Below are 22,812 nucleotides of genomic sequence, written 5' to 3'. Positions count from 1 at the left end.
CTTATGCCCTCCTTTTAGCATTCAGAGCTGTTTTGATTCTTGCAATATCCTTTTTCGCAACTCTTATTTCGCTTGAATTTGTAAGCTGCATTGTTCTTAACTTCAAATTTAGCTCAAATAAAAGCGTCTCTTTTTCTTTCAAAAGAGTATTTAGCTCTTCAATTGTTTTTGTGTTAATCTCAGTATATTTCATTTTCGCCCTCTCTTGTTACAATTTTTGTTTTAAAAGGGAGTTTGCTTTGGGCTAGAGCCAATGCACTTCTTGCAAGAGATTCATCTACACTACCCATTTCATAAATAATTCTGCCCGGTTTAATATTCATTACCCATTTATCTACTGCACCTTTACCTTTACCCATTCTTGTTTCAAGAGGTTTAGCAGTCAAAGGTTTATCAGGGAAAACACGAATCCAAACCATTCCTGTTCTCTTTGTTGCACGTGTCATAGCAATACGAGCCGCTTCAATTTGGCGTGAATCAATTCTTCCATGCTCCAAAGCTTTAATTCCAAATTCACCAAATGCTAAGGAAGTTCCACGAAATGCCTTTCCGCGATTGCGTCCTTTCATTTGCTTTCTGTATTTTGTTCTTTTTGGCATCAACATCGTTTATTGCCCCCTTCTTTTTCTTGTCGGACGATTGGATTTTTCTTCGCCCTCTTCACTTTGTTTATCTGCTTGGATTCCTTTTTGCAATACCTCACCTTTGAAAATCCAAACTTTTACACCAATATTCCCATAAGTTGTCAAGGCTTCTGCAAAACCATAATCAATTTTTGCCCGCAAAGTATGAAGTGGGATTCTACCTTCCATATACCATTCCGTTCTTGCCATTTCAGCTCCAGCTAAACGACCAGAAACACGGACCTTAACTCCTCTTGCACCAGATTTCATCGCACCTTGCATTACTTTTTTCATTGCTCTTCTAAAAGCAACGCGTCTTTCAAGTTGTGTAGCAACACTTTCTGCGGATAGCTGTGCATTACTTTGTGGTTTTTTTACTTCCTTAATATTAATAAAAACATCTTTATCCACAATCTTTTTTAGAGATTCTTTAAGTTTTTCAACATCTGCACCCTTTTTCCCAATAATAATACCCGGACGAGCAGCAACTACTGTTACGCGGACTTTTTTTGCAGTGCGCTCCACCAAAATATCACTCACGCCAGCATAATAAAGCTCTTTTTTCAAGAATTTTCTAATTTTATGGTCTTCGGCTATATTTTGTGGTGCGCTAACAAATGAAGGAAACCATCTTGATTCCCAATTTCTATTAATACCAAGTCTTAGACCAATCGGATTAACTTTTTGACCCATTACTTATCCTTACTTTTTTGTGCTACTTCTACAAAAATATGTGAAGTCGGTTTTCTAACTGGAGTTGCCCTACCTCTTGCTCTAGGCGTAAAACGTCTAAGCACAGGACCAGCATCTACTCTACAAGAAGAGACAATTACATTTTCAGCCTCATAGCCGCCATTTGCAACTGCTGATGCGATTACTTTAGAAATTACTCTTGCCGCTTTATTTGGCATAAATTCTAATGAAGCAATCGCTAATTCAGCATTCATTCCTTGAACTTCTCTTGCAATCAATCTTGCTTTTGTAGGAGATAAACGAATATATTTTAATAATGCTTTACTCATTTGAATCTCCCTTATTTGCCAATTTTCTTTTGGACACTACCTTTGTGCCCTTTAAAAGTTCTTGTAGGAGCAAATTCTCCCAACTTATAACCCACATGGTTTTCTGTTACATAAACAGGAACGAAAGCTCTACCATTATGCACATTAAAAGTAAAGCCAATCATATCAGGCACAATAGTGCTTCTGCGCGACCATGTTTTAATTGGTTTATTATCTTTTGTCTCTTTTGCTTTGAGCACTTTTTTCATTAAATGTTCATCAACAAAAGGACCTTTTTTTATTGATCTAGCCATTTACTTTCCTTATTTTTTTCTTCTTGAGATAATCAACTTATCACTTGCTTTCTTTCTACGTGTTTTATAACCTTTAGCCGGCATACCCCATGGAGAAACTGGATGTCCGCTAGAACCTGTTTTACCCTCACCACCACCATGTGGGTGATCTACTGGGTTCATTGCTGCACCTCTTGATTGCGGACGAATACCCAAATGACGATTGCGTCCTGCTTTACCAATAGAGATATTTGCAAAATCTTCATTTCCAACGGTTCCGATTGTTGCCATACATTCACCCAAAATATAACGCATTTCACCACTTGGCATTCTTAGAATAGAGTATTTACCCTCTCTACCCATTAATTGTGCGCTAGCTCCTGCACTTCTTGCAAGTTGCCCTCCGCGTCCGGGATACATTTCAATATTATGAACCACCGTTCCAATTGGAATATTTTTAATCTTCATTGCATAGCCAAGACGAATATCTAATCCACCCTCTGCAGAGATAATTGTATCTCCCAATTTTAAACCACTAGGTTGAATAATATATCGTTTTTCGCCATCTTTGTAGTTAATTAATGCGATTCTACAATTTCTGTAAGGGTCATATTCAATCGCACTGACTTTGCCCTCAATATTATGCTTATTGCGCTTAAAGTCAATAATACGATAGAGTTTTTTTGCTCCACCCTCTTTATGACGACTTGTGATTCTACCATTATTGTTGCGTCCTGCATGCACAGGAAGTTTGACCAATAACTTTCTTACACTAGCTTTTGCAGTAATATTTTCTGAACTAAGATTACTCATAAATCTTCTACTTGGAGTGTATGGTTTGTAAGTTTTAATTGCCATTTGTTACTCCTTAAACTGCCAAAGATTCAATTTTTGCGCCTTCTGGAAGCTTCACATAAAACTTCTTGAAGTCGTTTCTTTTACCAATAACACCACGGAATCTCTTAACTTTTCCTTCTTGTCTCAAAGAATTAATTGACAAAGGCGTTACACCAAAATATTCTTTAAACACTTCTTTTAATTGTGTTTTACTCAATTTTGGAGAAGTTTGCACCACAAGAACACTTTGCTCTTGAAGCTTCAAAGACTTCTCGGTATACATAATGGATTTAATATCTGTAATACTTGCCATCTTAACCCTCTTTAGTGATAGATTCAAAAAGCGATTTTTCAATCACTACAGACCTAAATGTCGCAACAAGATAAGCATTTAATTCGGCACTATCAATCAAATAACAATCTTTAATGTTTCTAAATGCCAAAAATGTTTTTTCATCAAACAATGCAGAAATAAAAAGAGTATTGCGTTGATTTAATGCTTTGAACAAAGCACAAGCATCTTTTGTCTTACCACTTTCTATTTGAATCTTATCTACAATAAATAAACTATTTGCATTTGCTTTTTCTAGTAAAGCGTATTGCAATGCAAGTCTTTTTTGTTTTTTATTTACTTTTAAATTGTAGTTTCTGTTATTGCTTGGTCCGTGTGCTACACCACCACCTACAAAGACAGGAGAAGTAATGCTTCCTGCTCTTGCTCTACCGCCACCTTTCTGGCTCCACGGCTTTTTACCGCCGCCACTCACTCTACCGCGCGTCTTTGCCATTGCATTATTTGCGCGCAATGACGCCAAAAATGATTTAATGTAGAGATAAAGATTATGCGCATTGATGTCTTTATAAGATTCTGGCAATTGTTCTTCACCAGCTTTTTTCAAGTTTTTATCTAAAATAATTGCTTTACTCATTTCACAACCTTTAACTTACCAAATGCACCTTTAAATCCCGGAACTGAACCTCTCAAAACAAGCACATTATGTTCTTTGTCAAAAGAAATAATTTCGTTTTGCACTGTTACTTTTTCATCGCCATAATGTCCTGCCATTTTTTTGCCCGGCTGAACACGTCCTGGCCACTCACGATTCCCGATTGAACCTGGAGCTCTGTGGAATCTACTACCATGCGCTCCCGGACCACCTTGGAAATTCCATCTTTTCATTACACCACTAAAACCGCGTCCTTTTGTATTAAAAGAAACTTTTACTCTTTTTGCACTCTCTAAAACAGATAAATCTAAATCGCCTGCTTCCGTATTGCTTACTTGAAGTGTTGCAAATTTATTATATTCTTTACCAAGATTATATTTTTTTTGCTGACCCGCGACAGATTTATTTACACTCTTGCCTTGTTGATAAGCAACAAGTGCCTTACCACCTTCTAAGATTTCACAAATCTTTGCAGATTTTACTTTTAGCAAGGTTACAGGAATACTTGGTTTAGCAACGGTTCTGCTCATTCCAATTTTTTCTACTAAAAATTCCATTTATACCCCTTATTTTCCCATTGAACGGACTTCTACATCCACTTCTGGTGCCATATCTAATTTTGTCAGACTATCCACCGTTTCTGGAGTTGCTGAAACAATATCAATGATTCTTGTATGCACTCTGATTTCAAATTGCTCTCTTGAATCTTTATTGATATGGGGAGATTTTAAGACGGTATAACGTCTTTTTTTAGTTGGAAGCGGAATAGGACCACGAATCTCTGCACCTGTTCTCTTAACAGCTTCTACGATTGAGATAACCGATCTGTCAAGAACGCGATGATCATACGCTTTTAACTTAAGTCTAATTTTTTCCATATTATTTTTCCTTCAAAGAACTCATCTAACATTAAATTGCCGATGTATATTTTGGAAGCCGAGATTATACTAAACATTCCTATTTTTAGCAATATTTTTTGATAATATTTTTTGATATTTTTATAATTTATTTCCTTTATAAAAGGACATAAATAAAATTTAGAGGCTTCAAAAATCAACTATAATTTTCTATCCATTGTTCATTTTCTGCTTTAATGTTAGTAAAAATAAACCCAAAAATTAAGGAGTTTGCTATGAAAAAACTAGGGTTGATTGGTGGCGTGGGTGTAGAATCCACGATTCCTTATTACAAAGGCATTGTTTATGGTGTGCAAAAATGCGTAGGCAAACCCTTTTTCCAAATCTCACAATTGAAAGTCTAAGCACCTTTAAGGTGATACGTATTACCCAAAATGAATCTCCAAGAACTAAAAAATTATTTTTATAAAGGCATACAAACTCTTATCAAATCAGGCGCACAAGTCGCTGCAATGGCTTGCAATACAGGACATTTGGTTTTTGACAATCTACAAAAACTCCGATTCCACTCATTAGCATTGTAGGGCAAACCTGCAAGGCGATTCAAACTTCAAGATTCCATAAAGTCGGCTTGATGGAAATGAAAACTACAATGGAGGGTTCTCTCTATCAAGCTCCACTCCAACAACAAGGCGTTGCAGTGCTGCTGCCAAACCCTAAAGAGCGGGAGTTGATTCACACAATCATCGCAGAAGAGCTAGAACTCGGAATCCTAAAACAAGAAAGCCTAGAAAGATTCCTAAAATCATAGAAAGAATGCGTAAGGAGCAAGGAATAGAGGCGATGATTCTTGCCTGCACAGAATCACCCTTACTCTTTGGAGACACAAAGGCTTGCACCGACTTTAGATACGATGGATTTGCATATTCAAGCCCTCATTAGCACGATTTTGAAGGATTAATGCGGAATCTCATTTGCAATTCTGCGTTGCGATTCCACATTTTGCTCCTTTAGCAGCGATAAGTAGTCTTGCTTTTGCACAAATGACTTAAAAAACACTCGGTGCATTTAGGATTCACCGCCTTGCAGGTATAGCGTCCAAAAAGCACCATTGCTTGATGAAGCGTTGCGAGATTATCCTTAAAGATTCTTGTCAAATCTTCTTCTGTGGCAAGAGGCGTGCTTGCACTACTCAAACCTAAACGATGAGAAACACGAAATACATGCGTATCTACGGCGATGAAATTTGCTTCCTTAGATTCTATCAATACAACATTAGCTGTTTTTTGTCCTACTCCGGGCAGAGACTTCAATGCTTCGCGCTCTAGTGGAATCTCTCCACCAAATCGCTCGCAAACTTCTTTTGCCATTGCTTTTAGATTCTCTGCCTTATTGTTAAAAAAGCTGCAAGTTTTGATACATTCCTTAATAGAATCTAAAGTAGCACCACTCAATGCCTCTGGTGTAGGATATTTTTCAAAAAGGGCTGGAGTAATGAGATTCACGCGCTTATCAGTGCATTGAGCCGAAAGCATAACTGCAATCAAAAGCTCAAAATCATTCCGATAGCTTAACTCTGTTTTTGCATTTTTATAATGCTCCAAAAATAAAGCTTTGATACAAGCAATTTCTGCTTTGGTAGCTTTCTTAACTTTTATTTTCTTGGTAATATTGGAATCTTTTTTGGGTTTTGATTCTGGCATTTGTTTTTCCTCTATTTAGTTAAAGATTTCAAAGGGCGAAGTAATCACGCGCTTTAAGACATTAAAAGGCGAGAGCAAAAAGTCTTGCACCGCTTGTGTATGCACTTGCGGGTTTTCTAATGTGCCATCAATCTTAAAGGCTGTGGAAATCGTCCCATTCTCTCCTAATATAATATAATTCACAAGCGGAATCTTATTGATGATTCCACTAAAAGACTTCGCTGTAATCAACTCCGCATTAAAATCAATGGCTTGCGATTCTATCTGCACGATTCCGCGCCCTTTAATATCAATAGAAGAACCTTTCAAATCAAGCACTTCAATGGCTAAAAACTCATCATTTAAGCCAAATTCTACCACTCCCTCATCAACATAATAGCCCTTATGATTGAATCCCGGGGATTTCAAAGTCAATAAGGAAGGAATCGTATCAATAAATGCCATCATATTTTGCAAGACATTCAATTCATTCAAGGAAGTATTTAAAAGAGTGATTTTTCCTATTAACGCGCCCTTTTCATTTGTGTTTGCATTCACAAAAAACCGCCCCTTATGCACGCCTTGTTTTTGTAGAATCGCATTGATAAATTCATCGCCAAACTCTTTTGCATCTATTGTCAAGGAATCGCCACGTTTATAAAGATTAGCTTGTCCATTTTTATGCTTCAATCCCACATTAATTTCTCCATTAACAAGCGAAATTTCAAAAGAATCTGCTAAAATATTGCGATTCTTTATCCATAGATTAGAATCTTGTCCTTTAATAAGAATTGGAACATTATCACTCGGGCTATTATTAGAAAATTGTTCCAAATCTAAACCTAAGCTAAGATTTTTTAAGTTGATTCTTTTTGCCTCTGCATTGCTTTGTAAAACAAAAGAGTCATCTTTGGATTGCAGAGTAAAACCCAAAGGAGTATAATCAAAAGTCAAATCTATTGTTTGAAGCGGTGCATTGTCTTGCTTATTGCGCAAAATTTCTTGCCCTGTTTGCACAGAAATGTCTGCAAAATACTTTTCAAAATCTTGCGTGCGAACTTGCAAGATTCCCTCCGTAATTTTGTATTCCTGCAAGATTTTAGAAAAAGGCAGAATCGCACTTAATTTGTTTAAATTAAATACATAGTTTTGTCCAAAAATTGCTTCAAAATTAAAAGTTGGCAACGCAAAAACAATCTTTTCTCGTTGCGTAAAATTTACATTAAAGGGCAAAGATTGATTTGTAATCTGCAAAACTTCAGGAGATTCCTTAGAAAGCAAAAGCGAGGCGATGAGCAAATCCCCACTAATTGTTTTTGCCTGCGTATCAATCACAAAATTAGAATCGCTTTGAAGCAAATTTTTATAACTCGTGTTTTTGGATTCCACTTTGATGAGATGATTATCAAGTTGGAGATTCAAGCTATCAGAAATCAATGGAGCTCCTTGAAGCAACACTTCAATATCTTTTGATTTAAAGATTCCTTTAGCAGTCAAATCCAATGTCTCCAAATTTAATCCGATATACAAGTCTGAAGCAATCTTTGCATTGGGAGCACTAAGCGGCAAAGTAATCTCATACGCCTCTAGCAATTTTAAAATTGCAGAATCCAATGCGGTGTTAGTTTTAATATGCACTTGTAGCAATGGGTTATCACTTATGATGTCTTTTAAAGCGACTTGACTACCATTTGCGCTATGGTGTTGGTAGGTTGGATTCAGAGGATAAAATTCTAAAGAATTATTTTGAAAAACGAGCTTCACAGAATCCGCGTGAGCTGGGGGAAGTTTGGGGTGAAAGATGACTTCTGCATTTTGTGCTTCACCCAACACATACAAGGAAGCAAGAGAATCTTGCAAGATTGTTTTACTTCTTAATGGAATCGTAATGCCAAATTCATTAATTCTAGCCGATTCCACACTATAATTATCAAAAATCCATTCCTCTACCAACTTATTCTCAAACTTCGGTAGCAAAGTGCGCAAAAATTTAATATCCACAAAAGTATCACTAGAACCTTTAATCGTAAGATTCCTAAGATTGCTTTGCATTTGTAAATTTAAACGCATATAAGGATAATAATGCTCACGATGGACAAAACTTAGCTTGCCCTCCATTTGCACATTTTGGCGACGCAAGTCATAAACTCCACTGCCTTGATAGTAGATTCCATAAGATTTCATATACAAATCTTGAATACGAATCAAAACCTTAGACGCATTTTCTTGTAAGTTGATTTTGGCATAAACCTCTGGGAGATTTAAAGTAAAATTATCTCCGTCATAATAAAGATTGGCTTGATAATCTTGAAAATCAATTTGTTGAATGTTAATTTTTTGGAAATATTGTAAAATAAAATGGAAATTTTTAGCATAAAGAATCTGCGTTTTAATATCCAAATGATTAGGGGAATGCGAGGTTTCTATTTTATTGAGATTTAAAGATTCTATTTCTAAAATCAATTTTTTATCTAATCTTAGATAAAATCCCTGAATTTGTGTGCCGGCTAGTCCGAATCGCTCAATTTTAATTCCATTATACAAAAAGGTATAAAGAACAATGAATATTCCAACAAAAAAAATGAGAAATAAGACAATCTTTAATGTTTTAGTAGATGGTTTTTTCATTTTGCTCATTATTTTATGTTTTTATTTACAAATCCCAATGAATTCAAGCCAAGTAGTTTATATTCCAAAGGGTGGGACGAGTGAAATTATAACATACTTAAAGAAAAATAACTTTGATTTATTAAACATCGATAAACAAATCATAAGATTTTTTGGTTATCCGCAAAGTGGTTGGCTCAATATTGGACGCACGCACTTGAGTAAAGGGGATTTTCTCTATGCACTCGCAAACGCAAAAGCTGCATTAGAAGAAATCACCTTAATTCCGGGTGAAACTTTATATTTTTTTATCAAAAACATAAGTCAAAAATTAAATTTAAATGAAGAGGCTCTACATTTAGCTTATACAAACTATGCCCCTATGATTGAGGGTGTTATTTTGGCAAATACCTACAAAGTCCCCAAAGGAATCAGTGAAACACATTTAATGTATTATTTAGTGAATACTTCTTTAAAAGAACATAAGAAATGGGCAATCAAATTTTTAGGGCAATACGACCAAAATCAATGGTTTAGATATATCATCATTGCTTCTATTATCCAAAAAGAATCTGCAAATGAGGAGGAAATGCCTCTAGTCTCTGCGGTGATTCGGAATCGTTTAGACAAAAAAATGCGATTACAAATGGACGGCACTTTGAATTATGGTAAATATTCTCATACCAAAATTACTCCTGAAATGATACGAAATGATACAACTAGTTACAATACTTATCGTTATGATGGAATCCCTAAAGCACCTGTTGGAAGTGTAAGCTTTAAAGCAATTCAAGCAGCAATTTTTCCTGCAAATGTTGATTATCTCTACTTTGTAAGAAACAAAAATGGCGTGCATTCTTTTACAAAAAACTACAATGAACATTTAAAGAATTTTTCAAAATAAGAAAAAGCACGGACAAAAAGTCAAAATATAAGATTAATTTAAGAAAAAATACTTGAAAATACTTTTAGACAAGTTGAGCAAAAAGTTAAATAAAATTTTGCTTTTTATCTAGGTAATAATTTTTAAAGAACCTAAAATTCAGAAAATAATTGTTTAAGGATACAGATTATGGAAAGAGTTAAAAAAGTCGGAATTATCGGGGCGGGCAATGTAGGCTCTACTCTAGCTTATATTCTCTCAGCTACAACACCTTATGAAATTGTTTTACAAGACAAAGACAAAGACCGCGCAAGGGGAATGTTGCTTGATATGTTTCAAGCTTCTTGTGTAGGCACGAAATTCACCAAACTCGGTGTCATTGCATCACCTAAAGATTTGAAAGGCTGTGATGTGATTGTGATTGCCGCTGGTTCGCCACGCCTACCTGGAATGAGCCGCAATGACTTACTTTTTGCTAACGCCAAAGTCATTAGTGAAGTTTCCCAAAATATCAAAGAAAATTCACCCGAAGCCATTGTGGTTTTGATTACCAATCCACTAGATGCAATGGTTTATACTGCTTTAAAGGAAACAGGATTCAATCCCAAACAAATTATGGGAATGGCGGGTGTGCTAGATAGTGCAAGAATGGTGAGTTTCATTTACGAAAAATTACAATGCGCACCGGGTCAGATTATGGCACCTGTTATGGGCGGACACGGCGATGAAATGGTGCCACTTCCTCGTTTTTCTATGGTAAATGGTGTGCCGCTTACTGAATTATTAAACCAAAACGAAATAGAAGAAATTGTGCGCCGCACGAGAAATGCGGGAGCAGAGATTGTGAATTGCCTCAAAAAAGGTTCAGCTTATTTCGCTCCTGCAAGAGCAGCAGCAGAAATGGTTAGGGCAATTATGAGTGATAGTCATAAGATTCTACCTTGTTCTGTATTGTTGCAGGGCGAATATGGCTATAGTGATGTGGTAGGCGGTGTTCCTGTAGAACTTGGAATCCACGGAATTGAACGCATTGTAGAATTAAAATTAAATACAGAAGAAAAAACACAATTTGAACGTTCTATTAATTCAGTGAAAAGCTTGATTGAGGCTTTGAAAAATGAATACTTCTAAATCTATTTCAAGGAGGCAAAGCTAATAAAGACTTTTTACAAAAATGCAGAATGTTAGGAAATAGGTTTAAATTTAGAAAATTAAGGAGTTAAAATGGGATTATTACAAGCCCCCAACAATACACCGGTTTGGGTTAATGAAAATCGTTGCAAGGCGTGTGATTTATGTGTGTCTGTTTGTCCAACAGGCACACTTGCTATGCGTTTAGATGAACACAGAGTTTTAGGCAAAATGGTAGAAGTACTCCACCCTGAAAGCTGTATTGGTTGCCAAGAATGTGAATTGCATTGTCCTGACTTTGCTATCGCAGTTGCAGATAGAAAAGAGTTTAAATTTGCAAAATTAACTGATGAAGCAAAACAAAGAGCCGAAGCAATTAAAGCAAATGGCTATATGGTTGTATAAGGAGCAAGAAGTGAGTAGAGAATTAATTTCAAGCGGAAATGAATTGGTTGCACACGCAGCGATTGACGCAGGCTGTAAGTTTTTTGGTGGTTATCCTATCACGCCTTCTAGCGAAGTGGCTCACGAGATGAGCGTATTACTTCCAAGAGAAAATGGAAGTTTTATCCAAATGGAAGATGAGATTGCTGGAATCTCTGTGGCACTCGGTGCTTCTATGAGTGGAGTAAAGTCTATGACAGCAACTTCAGGACCGGGAATCTCCTTAAAAGCTGAACAAATTGGACTTAGCTTTATGGCAGAAGTACCTTTGGTAATTGTCAATGTTATGCGCGGAGGACCATCTACGGGACTTCCAACGCGTGTAGCTCAAGGAGATGTTGCACAAGCAGCACACCCAACACACGGGGATTATCAATCCATTGCTTTATGTCCGGGTAGCCTAGAAGAAGCCTATACAGAGACTTTTCGCGCGTTTAACTTGGCAGAAAAGTTTATGACACCTGTCTTTTTGCTTTTAGATGAAACGCTAGGGCATATGCACGGCAAAGCGATTGTGCCTGATTTGAATGAAATGCAAGAAAAAATAGTCAATCGCCGTGTTTATAGTGGAGATAAAAGCTCCTATAAACCTTACGATGTACCTCAAGATGAACCTGCGATTCTTAATCCTTTCTTCAAAGGTTATCGCTACCATATTACAGGACTTCATCACGGACCAACAGGCTTCCCCACAGAAGATGCTGTGCTTTCACAACAATTAATTGATAGGCTTTTCAATAAAATTTTAAGCAAAAAACAAGAAATTGTAACTTATGAAGAATACAAGCTAGAAGATGCCGAGATTCTTTTAATTGCTTATGGTTCTACTTCAAGAAGTGCGAAAGAAGCTGTGGATAGATTACGAAATGAAGGAAAAAAAGTCGGATTGTTTAGACCTATTACGCTTTGGCCTTCCCCTAGTGAAGAACTTGCGAAACTAGGCAAAAAATTTAACAAGATTCTAGTAGCAGAACTCAATAAAGGACAATATGTCAAAGAAGTGGAACTTGCAATGAAAAAAGAAGTTGCGTTACTTGCAAAAGCAAATGGACGCCCGCTATCCCCAATGGAAATTATGAGCAAAATTAAGGAGTTATAAAATGGCATTTAATTATGATGAATATTTAAGAGTGGATAAAATGCCAACACTTTGGTGTTGGGGTTGCGGCGATGGCGTAATCTTAAAATCAATTGTTCGTGCGATTGATAAATTAGGCTGGAATATGGACGATGTTTGCTTAGTTAGTGGAATCGGTTGTAGCGGACGCGTTTCTTCTTATGTGAATTGCAATACCGTGCATACAACACATGGTAGAACACTTGCGTATGCCACAGGTATTAAACTAGCAAATCCTACAAAAAAGGTAATTGTTGTGGGCGGCGATGGTGATGGGTTAGCAATCGGCGGAAATCATACAATCCACGCTTGTAGAAGAAATATTGACATTAATTATGTCTTAATCAACAACTTTATTTATGGTTTGACAAATTCTCAAACTTCACCTACTACTCCCAAAGGAATGTGGACCGTAACTGCGCAATATGGCAATGTAGATCCAGAATTTGACCCGTGCAAACTTGCTATTGCAGCAGGCGCAAGCTTTGTCGCAAGAGAATCTGTGCTAGATCCTAAAAAACTAGAAAAAGCTTTAATAGAGGGATTCTCCAATGAGGGCTTCAGTTTCTTTGATATTTTTAGCAACTGCCATGTCAATCTTGGTAGAAAAAACAAAATGGGAGAAGCAATTAATACACTTAAATGGATTGAAAGCCGTATTGTTTCCAAGAAAAAATACGAAGAATTAAGCGAAGAGGAAAGAATCGGAAAATATCCAACAGGAATCTTGTACCACGATACAAACAAATTGGAATACTGCAAGGCTTATCAACAAGTGCGAGAAAAAGCACAAGCAAAAAAAGGAGGTGCAAAATGAGAAGACAACTCCGCTTTACAGGTGTCGGAGGACAAGGTGTTTTGCTAGCAGGTGAAATCCTTGCAGAAGCACAAATCAAAACAGGTGGCTATGGTGTCAAAGCTGCAACTTATACTTCTCAAGTGCGGGGAGGACCAACAAAGGTTGATATTCTGCTAGATGAGGACGAGATTCTTTATCCTTACGCAAATGATGGGGAAGTAGAATATATGCTTTCCACAGCACAGGTGAGCTATGACCAGTTCAAAGGTGGCTTAAAAGAGGGTGCGATTATTGTAGTAGAGCCAAATTTGGTAACTCCAAGTGCAGAAGATAAAAAGAAATTTAAAATCTATCCAATTCCAATTATTACCATTGCCAAAAATGAAGTAGGCAATGTCGTAACACAATCTGTTGTAGCACTAGCAGTAACCGTAACACTAACACAATGTGTGGATAGAAATTTAGTTTATGACACAATGATTAGCAAAGTCCCTGCAAAAGTTGTAGAACTTAACAAAAAAGCCTTTGAGCTTGGCGAAAAATATGCTAAAGAAGCTTTAACGAAAGGCTCTTTATAATCCCTAGCCCTTTGGGTTTGGGATTATTTCACTTTTTTCTCAATACAATATAAATTTATCCTTGCAATTCAAGGCGCGCATTCCATCATCACAAAAAATTCAAGAAATCGCAATGTATTTTGTTCTTGTGAGATTCCACTTGCAGAATCGTAGCAATTTGCAATTTTTATCTTGTAGTAGAATATTTGATTGCCAAGATAATTGCTTCGGCTAAAGCTTGCAATGGACGAGTTGATATGTCATTGCAAAGCCTTGTTTTAGAAGCTGCGGCAATCTATAATTTTATATAAACAAAATTTATTATGAAATCCATAAAGATTCAAAGATAAAATTCTTTCCTGTAAGAACGAGGTTGTTTAAAACTAACGACAACCAAAGACAACATTCCCTCGTGCCATCTTTTGTGTAGGTTTAGCAGTTGGCAAACTCACACTTTCTAGTGCTTTTGCCTCATCTCTTGCAACATTTAAAGAAGCTTTTAGCATTGTAGGCATTACGCGCTCTTGTATTATTGGGCTTAAATTAATCTCCTTAACACTGCATTTTTGCTTAGAAAACTTAGAATATTCTTTGGCTTTTTGCATAGCAAGCCCTAACAACTCCATATTTAATTGCTCATCTATCTCCGCAAGCTTTTTTTCATCTAGGACTTTTTCAATACTTGGCAGAGCAAATAATAAATAAGGATTCTTTCTTGCCTCATCTTCGATTTTTTGAATGATTTGGTCATAAGATTTCTTTTGTTCTTTTGTAAATTCACAATTTAAACTATAATGTGTTCCAAATCCATTCTGCATTTTTTTGCCATTTTTGTATTCGTAAATTGGCTCAATATTGAAACTTCCACCCTTGCAAATACTATCCTCTCCCAAAAAAGTATTTAAGGCATTATAAGTTTTGATGATGGTATTTTTATCTTCCACACTCAAACTTTTAAGTTTTCGCAAAGATTCACTCTCTCTAATGTTTATAAAACTAATATATTTCGCAGCTTCCACTTCTATGCTGACGCTTAAATCCTGCTTGATTAACATCTCTGCCCACGCATTTATACTCAAACCAAACCAAAATATACCAATAAAAGCTAACTTCTTTAACATTAAAATCCTTTGAAATTAATATTTTTTATTAATTTAAAAAAATTTGAATTTAGGGATTCTATTTTTAAGAATCCCTAAATGCTTTAGAGTGCTTTTTTGGCACTTTCAACAATTTTTGCAAATGCAACAGGCTCATTCATTGCAATATCTGCCAAAATTTTCCTATCTAGTGTGATTCCAGCTTTTTTCAATCCAAACATAAATCTTGAATAGCTTATCGCATTGATTCTGCAAGCTGCATTGATTCTCACAATCCAAAGCTTTCTGAAGTCTCTTTTCTTTTGCTTTCTATCACGGAATGCATAACATAAACTTCTTTCTAGCTGCTCTTTAGCCTTCCTGAAATGCTTATGTCTTGCACTATAAAATCCACGCGCTAATTTTAAAACCTTTTTGTGGCGACGTCTTCGCACAACTCCTGTTTTAACTCTTGCCATTTTTATCCTTTACCATATTGTGGTGTGGTATTATCTACCAAACTTGCCCAAAAATTGGGGAATGACATACTTTTATGTATGAAACTTCTTTAACCTATGCCATACAAAGCATTTTTTTTACTGATTCAATGTTGGCATCATGAACATATTTTGGCGCATTCAAGTTTGCAATTTTTCTTGGACGCTTTTTAGTCAAAATATGACTTTTAAAAGCAGAACCGCGTTTAATAAGATTCTTTTTGAGTTTGAATCTCTTAGCTGCACCACGATTTGTTTTCATCTTTGGCATTGCTTTCTCCTTTCATAAGATAAATTATTTTTTGGGTGTTACAAGCATATTGACATAGCGACCTTCTACCTTATAATCTTTGTCAATATTTGCAACCTCTTCAAGCATTGAAGCAACTTTATTTAGCACCTCAAAACCTGCTTGAGGTTCGCTTACTTCGCGCCCACGCAAAAACACACGGAATCGCACATGCTTATTTTCCTCTAAAAATTCTTTTGCGTGTTTTACTTTGTAATTAATATCATTGCTCGCAATCTTCACAGAGAGCTTGATTTCTTTAATTTCAATTTGCTTTTGTTTTTTCTTGGCTTCTTTTTGCTTTTTTTCTTGTTGATAACGAAATTTACCATAATTCATTATTTTACACACTGGCGGCTTTGCATCTGGTGCGATTAAAACCAAATCCAAACCTTTACTATCGGCAATCTTTAAAGCCTCTTCAGAGCTAATCAACCCATATTGCTCACCATCATCACCCACACAGCGAATTTGTGGAAAGTCTATTTCCTCATTGAGGACTATTTCATCATTCTTACTCAAAAGCTAACCTCACGCATTTTCTCCTTATTGAATTGAATAAAATCATCAAAATTTACATTGGATTGTTCTTTAGTGCGGCGATTGCGCACTGCTACTTTTCTTTCCTCCATTTCCTTAGCACCCAAAACTGCAATAATTGGCACTCTTTGCTTCTCTGCATTGCGGATTCTCTTGTTAAGCGTTTCGCTTTTTTCATCAATTTCTGCATAAACACCAACTTTTAAAAGTGTATTACGCAATTCTTTGGCATAAGCATTTTGAGCTTCATTGATTGGAATAATAATCACTTGGGCTGGCGCAACAAAAAATGGAAATTCTCCTCCAAAATGCTCTGTTAGAATCGCTACGAATCGTTCAAAACTACCCAAAATTGCACGATGAATCATCACAGGCTGCTGTGCTGTGTTGTTCTCATCTGTGTAAGTTAAGTCAAATCTCTCTGGCAAATTCATATCAATTTGCACCGTGCCACACTGCCACTTGCGCCCAATTGCATCGGTAATTTTAATATCAATCTTAGGACCATAAAACGCCCCGCCCCCCTCGTCAATCTTATAAGAGATTCCACAGCGATTTAACGCGCCTTTTAATGCTTCTGTTGCTTGTTCCCATACCGCATCACTACCGATAGATTTTTCTGGCTTAGTAGAAATCTCCATTTCATAGCTAAACCCAAAGGCATTCATAATTTTTTGTGTGAAATCAATGATATTTTCTACTTCACTTGCAATTTGGCTTGGGCGACAGAAAATATGCGCATCATCTTGGGTAAATTCACGCACACGCAATAATCCGTGCAAAACTCCACTTTTCTCGTGGCGATGCACCACGCCATATTCATAGAATCGTAAAGGCAATTCGCGATAACTACGCAATGCGCTTTGATAGACTTTGATATGCCCAACGCAATTCATAGGCTTGATGCCATATTCCACCTCATCAATCGTTGTGAAATACATATTTTCGCCATAATTTGCATAATGTCCGCTTGTTTTCCACACTGCACTTTTTAGAATCTCTGGACCGCGCACAGGCTCATATCCTCTCTCAATGAGGGCTTGCGTCAAGAGATTTTCAAGATTGCGTCTAAGCCTAGCTCCCTTAGGCAACCAAATGGGCAATCCCGCTCCGATTTCCTCATCAAAGGTGAAAAGCTCCATTTCCATACCCACTTTTCTATGGTCGCGCTTTTTGGCTTCTTCTAATTGTCTTAAATACTGATTCAAAGATTCTTTGTCAGCAAAGGCAATCCCATAAATTCTTGTTAGCATTTCAGCCTTTTCATCTCCTCCAAGATAAGCACCAGCAATTTTTGTAAGCTTAAAGGCGTTTAGCAATTTTAAAGTTGGCAAATGCGGACCACGACACAAATCTTCAAAATCTCCTTGCGAATAAATGCTCAAAGTCCCATCACCTAGCGGAATCTTGCGAATGACTGCCTGCTTTAAATCATCGTTTTGAAATTTTGTGATTGCTTCTTCTCGTTTTAGATGGTATTTTATAATTTTCTCACCCTTTTTGGCGATTTCTTTCATTTTGGATTCTATTACACTCAAATCTTCTTCACTGATTTTTTGGTGTATGCGAAAATCATAATAAAATCCCTCTTCCACCACAGGACCGACGAAAAATTGTGCTTCAGGATAAAGTGCTTTAATGGCTTCTGCCATTAAATGCGCGCAAGTATGGCGCATAATAGCAAGCGATTCTTCGGAATTATCAAAATAAATCGGCTCGCCTTTTAAGCCCAGTTCCTCCGCACTTTGTGTATCATAAATTGCGTTATTTGCTTTGATACCAATGATTACAGACATAAAATCTTGCCCTTTAAAATTAAAAAATAAGTATAGATTATAGCAAAAAAATAGACAACTAACGCTTAAAAGATTTTGAGAATTATAAATATTGTTAGATTTTGGATTCTGCTACTCCCAATATGCAATATGCACGCTACCATTGCATATTGAGATTCGTCATTGCAACAAAGCTTTTATGGAGAATCCCTATTGCATTTTAAGGAAGTTTTGGCGAAGGTAAATCCCCTTTACGCGCAGCCAAGAGGATAAGCAGAATCGTAAAACCAACAAAATAATACAAAAAGATGGGAATTGGCAAAGGGTCTCCCGCTGCGTAAGAATGCAATCCAGAGAGATAAAAATTCACTCCAAAATAAGTCATCAAGATAGAATAAAATGCAATCACGCTAAGCGAAGCAAAGACATAAGGATTATCTCCTTTTGGCACAAAACGCGCGTGCAAGACAACAATATAAACGACAATAGAAATCAAAGCCCAAGTCTCTTTTGGGTCCCACCCCCAATATCTCCCCCAAGACTCGTTTGCCCAAACACCACCTAAAAAGTTTCCAATCGTAAGCATTGCAAGCCCTAGAATCATTGCCATTTCATTAATCGTGTGTAAAGTTAGAATCGTGCGGTCTAATTCGGGATATTTCGCGCTTCTAAAAATAAACAAAAGCAAGGTAAGCGCACCAAGCATAAAACAAAGCCCCAAAAATCCATAGCTTGCGGTAATAATAGAAACGTGAATATTAAGCCAATAGGACTTTAACACAGGGACTAAATTGCCAATTTGTGGGTCCATAAATCCCAAATGTGCCACAAAAAGCGAAATTCCAGCTAAAAAACTTGCCATACTTTGTGCCAAATAACTTTTCTTAAAAAACACAACACCCGCGATTCCTGAAGCAAACGCAATATATATCATAGATTCATACGCATTGCTCCACGGCGCGTGTCCTCCCACATACCAGCGCACACCAAGTGCCACTGCGTGCAACAATACCAAAAGCGAAATCGCCCAATAAAGCACGCGACTCACCAAAATATCTGCTTTTTTATGTCGGAAAATCTGCACAAGCACCACTGCAAAAAGCAGGATTCCACAAACCAAATAAAGCGGCATAAGGTTTTTAAAAAGATTATAGTGATTCAAAAAGATTTCCAAATCAATTTGCGTTTGTGGCGGAATCAAATTTGCACCAAATTTTTGCTGAATCTTCTCTAGCGCATCAAGTGCTAAATCTGCATTTTCCCATTTATTCTCTACCAAACCATAATGGAAACTATTAAAATACGCTCCAAAAAGCTTTTGAAGCTGACTTGCGCTTTCTTTGTCAAAGCTGGCAATCGCATCACTTGGAGCAAACCACTTGTCTCCCTCACCGCTAAAACTCGGCAAAATACGCAAAGCTTGCGCGGTATAAATCAGATAAGCAACATTTACACGCTCATCAACGCTTATTACATCTTTATCAAACTTATCCCGCATAGCAGGCTTTTTGCGATTCGCATCTTCTAAATAATTGCTTAATTTATAAGTTTCCCCCACAAACAAATCTTCAAAGGCAATGTATTTTTCTTCTTGGCTTACTCCGATAACTTCTTTAAGCTTTGGAGTGGAGAGCGCAAGCATTTTGACTTTTTTAAATTCATTGGGATAAACCATCATTCCCAAAAATAATTCCATATTATTAAGCCCTAAGAAGCCATCTTTTTTCGTCATTTTATGCACATATTCCATTGCCAAAGTATCCACAGGTTTCATACGCCCGCCAAAATCCTGCACAAGCAATTTCCCGAATCGCTCGGAATGCTCTTTGCTTTTTTCTTTTAGATTTTTAATCAAATCCAAAATGCTTTCATTGGTAATAGGTGGAATCTCTAATTCTCCTTGAATATGTGGGTTTTGAGATTCTATATTTTGCGCCATTTGTTCTGTATCGTTGGTATTTTCTCCACTTGCATACAAAGGCATACTCATACTTAAGCCCACAACAAGCGCAATCGCTAAATTTTGGGATTTCAAATAATTGCTCAAGCGCACAAATCTCCCATTTTTGGCAAAAAACTCCCACAAAAGCCCGATGACCAACATCGTATAACCAATATAAGTTGGGATTTTCCCCGGGTCGTGATTAACTGATAAAATCGTGCCTTGCTCGTCTAAATCATACGAAGATTGAAAAAAGCGGAATCCTCCATAATCCAAAACATTATTCATAAAGATTTTATAAGGCTTTTCTACATTGTTTTTTGGGTCAATTACCACGACTTCTGAAGCATACGAAGAGGGACTCATAGAGCCAGCATAGCGGTCAAGTTGAAAATCTTTTAGTTCTATAAAAAAGGGTAATGCCACCACTCTGCTACCCCAATCAAGCGCAAACCTTGTTTCTCCAAGCACAAAAGGAGTAATATTTTCTCCCTTTGAATTTTTGATAATTTCTATTTCTTGGCTTTCTCCCTTAAAACTCACCTTAACTTTTAATCTATCCAAATCCATTTTGTCTTTGGCAGGGAGATAATCCAAATACTGCACAGACAAATTATCCCCCTCAAAAGGCAAGGTTTGATGAAATTTCTTTTGCACCAAAGGTGTAATTGTAGTCGGGAAAAAAGCGCGGTAGAGCTTGTCCTCTATCTTTGCTAAAATCGTAATAAATTCCTCTTGAGATTCTATGGTATTGCTTCTTTCGCCCTCTCGTATGTGCATTACGCCCTCAAAGCCATAATAACGCGTCATTGCTGCACCGATAAAAATAACAATCAAAGAGCTATGAAACAAAAAGGAGGCGTATTTTTTCCTTTGCCAAGCACGCGAAAAAATCAAAACACCTATCAGATTCAGCACTAATAACAAGTGTAACAAATCAAACCAAGCAGTATTATAAATCAATGCTTTCGCGCTTGGTGTGCCAAAGTCATTTTCTACAAATGTTGCCACCGCACAGGCACTTCCATAAGCAAGAAGTAAAACAAATGTAACAAAAAAACTGCAAAATCCTTTCACTATACCATTTACAAATATTTGCACTTGGTTCATACTTTTCCCTAAATTCAAAATAAAAAACGTTATTTTACCCAAAGGTTTTTTAGGATTCATTAACAAATGGCAAATGAATTAAAATTAAATGAAAAATTAAAAAGTCAAGGAAGTAAAAAGTCATAGAGCCTTGAGTTTGGCTCTATGATAAAACAAAAATTAACCTAAAAATTCACGTTTGAAATATTCGCGTGAAGCCTTACAAAGCGGGCAAGCACCGGGAGCCTTTTTGCCTCTATGAATATGTCCGCAGATTTCACAAACCCAAACTTCCTCATTACTGCTTTCAAAGAATCCCTCCTCATCTAGCATTTTCTTGAGTTCTAAATATTCTCTTTCGTGTTCTACTTCTACCTTACCAATAGCTGTAAAGAGTCGCGCAATATCTTTTTTGCCCTCTTCTTCAGCGATTTTAGCGAAGTTTGGATACATAATCGTATGTTCATAATTTTCGCCCTCTGCGGCTGTAATAAGGTTTTTGGTTGTAATATCCAACTCTTTACCATCTACAATTTTATGATACGCTTTAAACTCTGCTCTTGCGTGCCATTTTTCATTTTCTGCTGCTTCTCTGAAATGTTTTGCTACTGCGTGCCAACCTTCCTCTTGTGCCACATCGGCAAACAAATCATATTTGTTGCGTGCCATAGATTCTCCAGCAAAAGCTTTCATAAGATTAACTGCTGTTAAGTCAGTGGTGATACAGGTCATTTCTGCTCCACAACAACTAAGTGTTCCACCACCTACATTTTGCACTTCCACTTCATTGCCACATTTTTGACATTTATAAGTTTCGTATTGCCTCATCAACAAATCCTTTAATAAAATTTAGGCTGAAATTATAGCATATTTTTTTTAATTAATAAACTTTATCCATTAATTTATTTTTATCTCTTAAGATGCAAGCTGCGTCTTCGCGATTCTGTGTTTCTTCCATCGCAAGACTATTTATCAAATCATGACTATTATTATCTTGCTACGACCTTGCCTTTGCGAGTGTAGCGAAGCAATCTATAATTTTATATAAAGTAAATCATCTACTTCGTCCTTGCAAAGCCTTGTTTAGAGGCTATGGCAATCTATCCTCTTGCACTACTTTAACGATTCCATTGTTTGAATTATTCTTTTCTTGATTATGGATTGCTTCGTCTGTTACACTTCCTTTCAATGATAAAACATTGTGCGCATTCAATCTCTTAGGATTTAATAAGGGAAGATAAGGGTGGTTAGTAGTAATGTATTGTTCTTTAAATTCTTTAGAGTTTAGCCATTGTAGGATTAATTTATAATGCTGGAGAATGAATTTTAGATTCTTTGGGTTAGCTATAAGAATATTTTGTTGTCTTAAAGTGCGATAGATTCTAAAGGCTTTGAAATCTCTTTGAAGATTAAAGAGAAAATAAAGCATTAAAGGTTTTTGCACAAAGGTTTTTCTTAGAATCTTTCTCTTTGTTTTCCTGATTCTATAAGCTAAAGCAAACTTTAAACCAAATCGTTTATAAATCTTACTTCCTATACTCATAGAGATTCCTTTTGCAAAGAACGGAACAAAGAGGGAATCAAAAGTGGAATCTTGAAAGTTTGAAGACTGAATAAATGAGAAGAAAGAAACAAAAAGTGGAGTGGAATCCAAAAAAATGGATAGAAATAGAAAAGAAATTTTAAAAAGTCAAAAGAACTAATTAAGAGAGAGATGGTTTGATGATATTGAATCTCATTATGGAATCCTTATGTAATCTTTTCTTAAAAACTTTCAAAAGCTTAAGAATCTCTAGATTTTATGCTGTCTCTTATACACATCT

30 protein-coding genes are annotated in these 22,812 nt (G+C 36.5%); 10 read left to right on the top strand and 20 right to left on the bottom strand.

The window, feature by feature from the left end; translation table 11 throughout:
• Position 1 precedes the first annotated feature (1 nt).
• Genes rpmC through rpsJ form a run of 10 tightly spaced genes read right to left on the bottom strand, consistent with a single transcriptional unit; the run spans position 2 to position 4,579 of the window.
• Complete coding sequence (rpmC, locus tag K2N75_RS05565; protein WP_297679872.1) at positions 2–193, bottom strand: 50S ribosomal protein L29; 192 nt, start codon at positions 191–193, stop codon at positions 2–4.
• Positions 180–605, bottom strand: coding sequence for a 50S ribosomal protein L16 (rplP, locus tag K2N75_RS05560; protein ID WP_115551088.1), 426 nt, complete (start codon positions 603–605; stop codon positions 180–182). The genes rpmC and rplP overlap by 14 nt, the downstream gene beginning before the upstream one ends.
• A gap of 3 nt (positions 606–608) precedes the next feature.
• Positions 609–1,316, bottom strand: coding sequence for a 30S ribosomal protein S3 (rpsC, locus tag K2N75_RS05555; protein ID WP_297679871.1), 708 nt, complete (start codon positions 1,314–1,316; stop codon positions 609–611).
• On the bottom strand, positions 1,316–1,645 hold the full coding sequence (gene rplV / locus K2N75_RS05550; protein ID WP_297679870.1) for a 50S ribosomal protein L22: 330 nt from the start codon (positions 1,643–1,645) through the stop codon (positions 1,316–1,318). The genes rpsC and rplV overlap by 1 nt, the downstream gene beginning before the upstream one ends.
• Positions 1,646–1,656: 11 nt before the next feature.
• Entirely contained in the window at positions 1,657–1,938 is a 282-nt protein-coding gene (gene rpsS, locus K2N75_RS05545; RefSeq protein WP_297679869.1) for a 30S ribosomal protein S19, read from the bottom strand.
• Positions 1,939–1,947: 9 nt separating this feature from the next.
• A complete protein-coding gene (rplB, locus tag K2N75_RS05540; protein ID WP_115551092.1) occupies positions 1,948–2,775 on the bottom strand; it encodes a 50S ribosomal protein L2 in 828 nt (275 codons plus the stop codon).
• A gap of 10 nt (positions 2,776–2,785) precedes the next feature.
• A complete protein-coding gene (locus tag K2N75_RS05535; RefSeq protein ID WP_006801862.1) occupies positions 2,786–3,067 on the bottom strand; it encodes a 50S ribosomal protein L23 in 282 nt (93 codons plus the stop codon).
• 1 nt (position 3,068) lies between these two features.
• On the bottom strand, positions 3,069–3,683 hold the full coding sequence (rplD, locus tag K2N75_RS05530; RefSeq protein WP_297679868.1) for a 50S ribosomal protein L4: 615 nt from the start codon (positions 3,681–3,683) through the stop codon (positions 3,069–3,071).
• Positions 3,680–4,258, bottom strand: a complete 579-nt coding sequence (gene rplC, locus K2N75_RS05525; RefSeq protein ID WP_297679867.1) for a 50S ribosomal protein L3 — start codon at positions 4,256–4,258, stop codon at positions 3,680–3,682. Before rplC ends, rplD begins: the two co-directional genes overlap by 4 nt.
• Positions 4,259–4,267: 9 nt before the next feature.
• Positions 4,268–4,579 carry a 30S ribosomal protein S10 gene (rpsJ, locus tag K2N75_RS05520; RefSeq protein WP_115551095.1) on the bottom strand — a complete coding sequence of 104 codons (312 nt, stop codon included), beginning with the start codon at positions 4,577–4,579 and terminating at the stop codon, positions 4,268–4,270.
• Positions 4,580–4,833: 254 nt separating this feature from the next.
• Here rpsJ and K2N75_RS05515 point away from each other — a divergent pair, with 254 nt between their 5' ends.
• Genes K2N75_RS05515 through K2N75_RS05500 form a run of 4 tightly spaced genes read left to right on the top strand, consistent with a single transcriptional unit; the run spans position 4,834 to position 5,500 of the window.
• Complete coding sequence (locus K2N75_RS05515; RefSeq protein WP_297679866.1) at positions 4,834–4,962, top strand: hypothetical protein; 129 nt, start codon at positions 4,834–4,836, stop codon at positions 4,960–4,962.
• A 30-nt stretch (positions 4,963–4,992) separates the two neighbouring features.
• Positions 4,993–5,142 carry a hypothetical protein gene (locus K2N75_RS05510; protein WP_297679865.1) on the top strand — a complete coding sequence of 50 codons (150 nt, stop codon included), beginning with the start codon at positions 4,993–4,995 and terminating at the stop codon, positions 5,140–5,142.
• A 50-nt stretch (positions 5,143–5,192) separates the two neighbouring features.
• Positions 5,193–5,369 (top strand): hypothetical protein, encoded by a 177-nt coding sequence (locus K2N75_RS05505; RefSeq protein WP_297679864.1) that lies wholly within the window; start codon positions 5,193–5,195, stop codon positions 5,367–5,369.
• Positions 5,370–5,374: 5 nt separating this feature from the next.
• Entirely contained in the window at positions 5,375–5,500 is a 126-nt protein-coding gene (locus K2N75_RS05500; RefSeq protein WP_297679863.1) for a hypothetical protein, read from the top strand.
• A 68-nt stretch (positions 5,501–5,568) separates the two neighbouring features.
• On the opposite strand, the gene nth is transcribed toward K2N75_RS05500, so the two are convergent.
• The gene (gene nth, locus K2N75_RS05495) at positions 5,569–6,261 is read right to left on the bottom strand and encodes an endonuclease III (RefSeq protein ID WP_297679862.1); all 693 of its coding nucleotides are present in this window, start codon (positions 6,259–6,261) and stop codon (positions 5,569–5,571) included.
• A 15-nt stretch (positions 6,262–6,276) separates the two neighbouring features.
• Positions 6,277–8,868, bottom strand: coding sequence for an AsmA-like C-terminal domain-containing protein (locus tag K2N75_RS05490; RefSeq protein ID WP_297679861.1), 2,592 nt, complete (start codon positions 8,866–8,868; stop codon positions 6,277–6,279).
• Between K2N75_RS05490 and mltG the strand changes: the two genes are divergently transcribed.
• From mltG to K2N75_RS05460, 6 genes are all read left to right on the top strand, one after another.
• Positions 8,801–9,751, top strand: coding sequence for an endolytic transglycosylase MltG (gene mltG / locus K2N75_RS05485; RefSeq protein ID WP_297679860.1), 951 nt, complete (start codon positions 8,801–8,803; stop codon positions 9,749–9,751). The two genes, K2N75_RS05490 and mltG, sit on opposite strands and share 68 nt — an antisense overlap.
• Positions 9,752–9,919: 168 nt before the next feature.
• Positions 9,920–10,861 carry a malate dehydrogenase gene (locus tag K2N75_RS05480; protein ID WP_297679859.1) on the top strand — a complete coding sequence of 314 codons (942 nt, stop codon included), beginning with the start codon at positions 9,920–9,922 and terminating at the stop codon, positions 10,859–10,861.
• 93 nt (positions 10,862–10,954) lie between these two features.
• Positions 10,955–11,266: a 4Fe-4S binding protein gene (locus K2N75_RS05475; protein ID WP_115551099.1), complete on the top strand. Its 312-nt coding sequence runs from the start codon at positions 10,955–10,957 to the stop codon at positions 11,264–11,266.
• Positions 11,267–11,276: 10 nt separating this feature from the next.
• Positions 11,277–12,404 (top strand): 2-oxoglutarate synthase subunit alpha, encoded by a 1,128-nt coding sequence (locus K2N75_RS05470; RefSeq protein ID WP_297679858.1) that lies wholly within the window; start codon positions 11,277–11,279, stop codon positions 12,402–12,404.
• A gap of 1 nt (position 12,405) precedes the next feature.
• Positions 12,406–13,239, top strand: coding sequence for a 2-oxoglutarate ferredoxin oxidoreductase subunit beta (locus tag K2N75_RS05465; protein ID WP_297679857.1), 834 nt, complete (start codon positions 12,406–12,408; stop codon positions 13,237–13,239).
• On the top strand, positions 13,236–13,799 hold the full coding sequence (locus K2N75_RS05460; protein ID WP_297679856.1) for a 2-oxoacid:acceptor oxidoreductase family protein: 564 nt from the start codon (positions 13,236–13,238) through the stop codon (positions 13,797–13,799). Before K2N75_RS05465 ends, K2N75_RS05460 begins: the two co-directional genes overlap by 4 nt.
• Before the next feature lie 362 nt (positions 13,800–14,161).
• Here the strand turns inward: K2N75_RS05460 and K2N75_RS05455 are convergent, their stop codons facing one another.
• The 8 genes from K2N75_RS05455 to K2N75_RS05420 all read right to left on the bottom strand — a co-directional run bounded on the left by K2N75_RS05455 (position 14,162) and on the right by K2N75_RS05420 (position 22,532).
• A complete protein-coding gene (locus tag K2N75_RS05455; protein WP_297679855.1) occupies positions 14,162–14,899 on the bottom strand; it encodes a hypothetical protein in 738 nt (245 codons plus the stop codon).
• 83 nt (positions 14,900–14,982) lie between these two features.
• A complete protein-coding gene (rplT, locus tag K2N75_RS05450; RefSeq protein WP_297679854.1) occupies positions 14,983–15,336 on the bottom strand; it encodes a 50S ribosomal protein L20 in 354 nt (117 codons plus the stop codon).
• A 94-nt stretch (positions 15,337–15,430) separates the two neighbouring features.
• Positions 15,431–15,625, bottom strand: a complete 195-nt coding sequence (gene rpmI / locus K2N75_RS05445) for a 50S ribosomal protein L35 (RefSeq protein ID WP_005021283.1) — start codon at positions 15,623–15,625, stop codon at positions 15,431–15,433.
• A gap of 24 nt (positions 15,626–15,649) precedes the next feature.
• On the bottom strand, positions 15,650–16,165 hold the full coding sequence (gene infC / locus K2N75_RS05440; RefSeq protein WP_297679853.1) for a translation initiation factor IF-3: 516 nt from the start codon (positions 16,163–16,165) through the stop codon (positions 15,650–15,652).
• A complete protein-coding gene (thrS, locus tag K2N75_RS05435) occupies positions 16,162–17,979 on the bottom strand; it encodes a threonine--tRNA ligase (protein ID WP_297679852.1) in 1,818 nt (605 codons plus the stop codon). Before thrS ends, infC begins: the two co-directional genes overlap by 4 nt.
• 199 nt (positions 17,980–18,178) lie before the next feature.
• A complete protein-coding gene (gene ccsA, locus K2N75_RS05430) occupies positions 18,179–21,010 on the bottom strand; it encodes a cytochrome c biogenesis protein CcsA (RefSeq protein ID WP_297679851.1) in 2,832 nt (943 codons plus the stop codon).
• 159 nt (positions 21,011–21,169) lie between these two features.
• Positions 21,170–21,817 (bottom strand): ferritin family protein, encoded by a 648-nt coding sequence (locus K2N75_RS05425; RefSeq protein WP_297679850.1) that lies wholly within the window; start codon positions 21,815–21,817, stop codon positions 21,170–21,172.
• Between the two features lie 262 nt (positions 21,818–22,079).
• Positions 22,080–22,532, bottom strand: a complete 453-nt coding sequence (locus tag K2N75_RS05420; protein ID WP_297679849.1) for a hypothetical protein — start codon at positions 22,530–22,532, stop codon at positions 22,080–22,082.
• Between the last annotated feature and the right edge of the window lie 280 nt (positions 22,533–22,812).

Origin of the sequence: Helicobacter sp. (assembly GCF_029067145.1) — a bacterium.
GTDB lineage: Bacteria > Campylobacterota > Campylobacteria > Campylobacterales > Helicobacteraceae > Helicobacter_D.
Note: the sequence above shows the minus strand (reverse complement) of the source record. Positions and strands in the feature narration are given on the sequence as shown.

Excerpts from the sequence above, each read along its gene's own strand:
- rpmC (WP_297679872.1), bottom strand. The coding sequence starts at position 193 with ATGAAATATACTGAGATTAACACAAAAACAATTGAAGAGCTAAATACT.
- rplP (WP_115551088.1), bottom strand. The coding sequence starts at position 605 with ATGTTGATGCCAAAAAGAACAAAATACAGAAAGCAAATGAAAGGACGC.
- rpsC (WP_297679871.1), bottom strand. The coding sequence starts at position 1,316 with ATGGGTCAAAAAGTTAATCCGATTGGTCTAAGACTTGGTATTAATAGA.
- rplV (WP_297679870.1), bottom strand. The coding sequence starts at position 1,645 with ATGAGTAAAGCATTATTAAAATATATTCGTTTATCTCCTACAAAAGCA.
- rpsS (WP_297679869.1), bottom strand. The coding sequence starts at position 1,938 with ATGGCTAGATCAATAAAAAAAGGTCCTTTTGTTGATGAACATTTAATG.
- rplB (WP_115551092.1), bottom strand. The coding sequence starts at position 2,775 with ATGGCAATTAAAACTTACAAACCATACACTCCAAGTAGAAGATTTATG.
- K2N75_RS05535 (WP_006801862.1), bottom strand. The coding sequence starts at position 3,067 with ATGGCAAGTATTACAGATATTAAATCCATTATGTATACCGAGAAGTCT.
- rplD (WP_297679868.1), bottom strand. The coding sequence starts at position 3,683 with ATGAGTAAAGCAATTATTTTAGATAAAAACTTGAAAAAAGCTGGTGAA.
- rplC (WP_297679867.1), bottom strand. The coding sequence starts at position 4,258 with ATGGAATTTTTAGTAGAAAAAATTGGAATGAGCAGAACCGTTGCTAAA.
- rpsJ (WP_115551095.1), bottom strand. The coding sequence starts at position 4,579 with ATGGAAAAAATTAGACTTAAGTTAAAAGCGTATGATCATCGCGTTCTT.
- K2N75_RS05515 (WP_297679866.1), top strand. The coding sequence starts at position 4,834 with ATGAAAAAACTAGGGTTGATTGGTGGCGTGGGTGTAGAATCCACGATT.
- K2N75_RS05510 (WP_297679865.1), top strand. The coding sequence starts at position 4,993 with ATGAATCTCCAAGAACTAAAAAATTATTTTTATAAAGGCATACAAACT.
- K2N75_RS05505 (WP_297679864.1), top strand. The coding sequence starts at position 5,193 with ATGGAAATGAAAACTACAATGGAGGGTTCTCTCTATCAAGCTCCACTC.
- K2N75_RS05500 (WP_297679863.1), top strand. The coding sequence starts at position 5,375 with ATGCGTAAGGAGCAAGGAATAGAGGCGATGATTCTTGCCTGCACAGAA.
- nth (WP_297679862.1), bottom strand. The coding sequence starts at position 6,261 with ATGCCAGAATCAAAACCCAAAAAAGATTCCAATATTACCAAGAAAATA.
- mltG (WP_297679860.1), top strand. The coding sequence starts at position 8,801 with ATGAATATTCCAACAAAAAAAATGAGAAATAAGACAATCTTTAATGTT.
- K2N75_RS05490 (WP_297679861.1), bottom strand. The coding sequence starts at position 8,868 with ATGAAAAAACCATCTACTAAAACATTAAAGATTGTCTTATTTCTCATT.
- K2N75_RS05480 (WP_297679859.1), top strand. The coding sequence starts at position 9,920 with ATGGAAAGAGTTAAAAAAGTCGGAATTATCGGGGCGGGCAATGTAGGC.
- K2N75_RS05475 (WP_115551099.1), top strand. The coding sequence starts at position 10,955 with ATGGGATTATTACAAGCCCCCAACAATACACCGGTTTGGGTTAATGAA.
- K2N75_RS05465 (WP_297679857.1), top strand. The coding sequence starts at position 12,406 with ATGGCATTTAATTATGATGAATATTTAAGAGTGGATAAAATGCCAACA.
- K2N75_RS05460 (WP_297679856.1), top strand. The coding sequence starts at position 13,236 with ATGAGAAGACAACTCCGCTTTACAGGTGTCGGAGGACAAGGTGTTTTG.
- K2N75_RS05455 (WP_297679855.1), bottom strand. The coding sequence starts at position 14,899 with ATGTTAAAGAAGTTAGCTTTTATTGGTATATTTTGGTTTGGTTTGAGT.
- rplT (WP_297679854.1), bottom strand. The coding sequence starts at position 15,336 with ATGGCAAGAGTTAAAACAGGAGTTGTGCGAAGACGTCGCCACAAAAAG.
- rpmI (WP_005021283.1), bottom strand. The coding sequence starts at position 15,625 with ATGCCAAAGATGAAAACAAATCGTGGTGCAGCTAAGAGATTCAAACTC.
- thrS (WP_297679852.1), bottom strand. The coding sequence starts at position 17,979 with ATGTCTGTAATCATTGGTATCAAAGCAAATAACGCAATTTATGATACA.
- ccsA (WP_297679851.1), bottom strand. The coding sequence starts at position 21,010 with ATGAACCAAGTGCAAATATTTGTAAATGGTATAGTGAAAGGATTTTGC.
- K2N75_RS05425 (WP_297679850.1), bottom strand. The coding sequence starts at position 21,817 with ATGAGGCAATACGAAACTTATAAATGTCAAAAATGTGGCAATGAAGTG.
- K2N75_RS05420 (WP_297679849.1), bottom strand. The coding sequence starts at position 22,532 with ATGAGTATAGGAAGTAAGATTTATAAACGATTTGGTTTAAAGTTTGCT.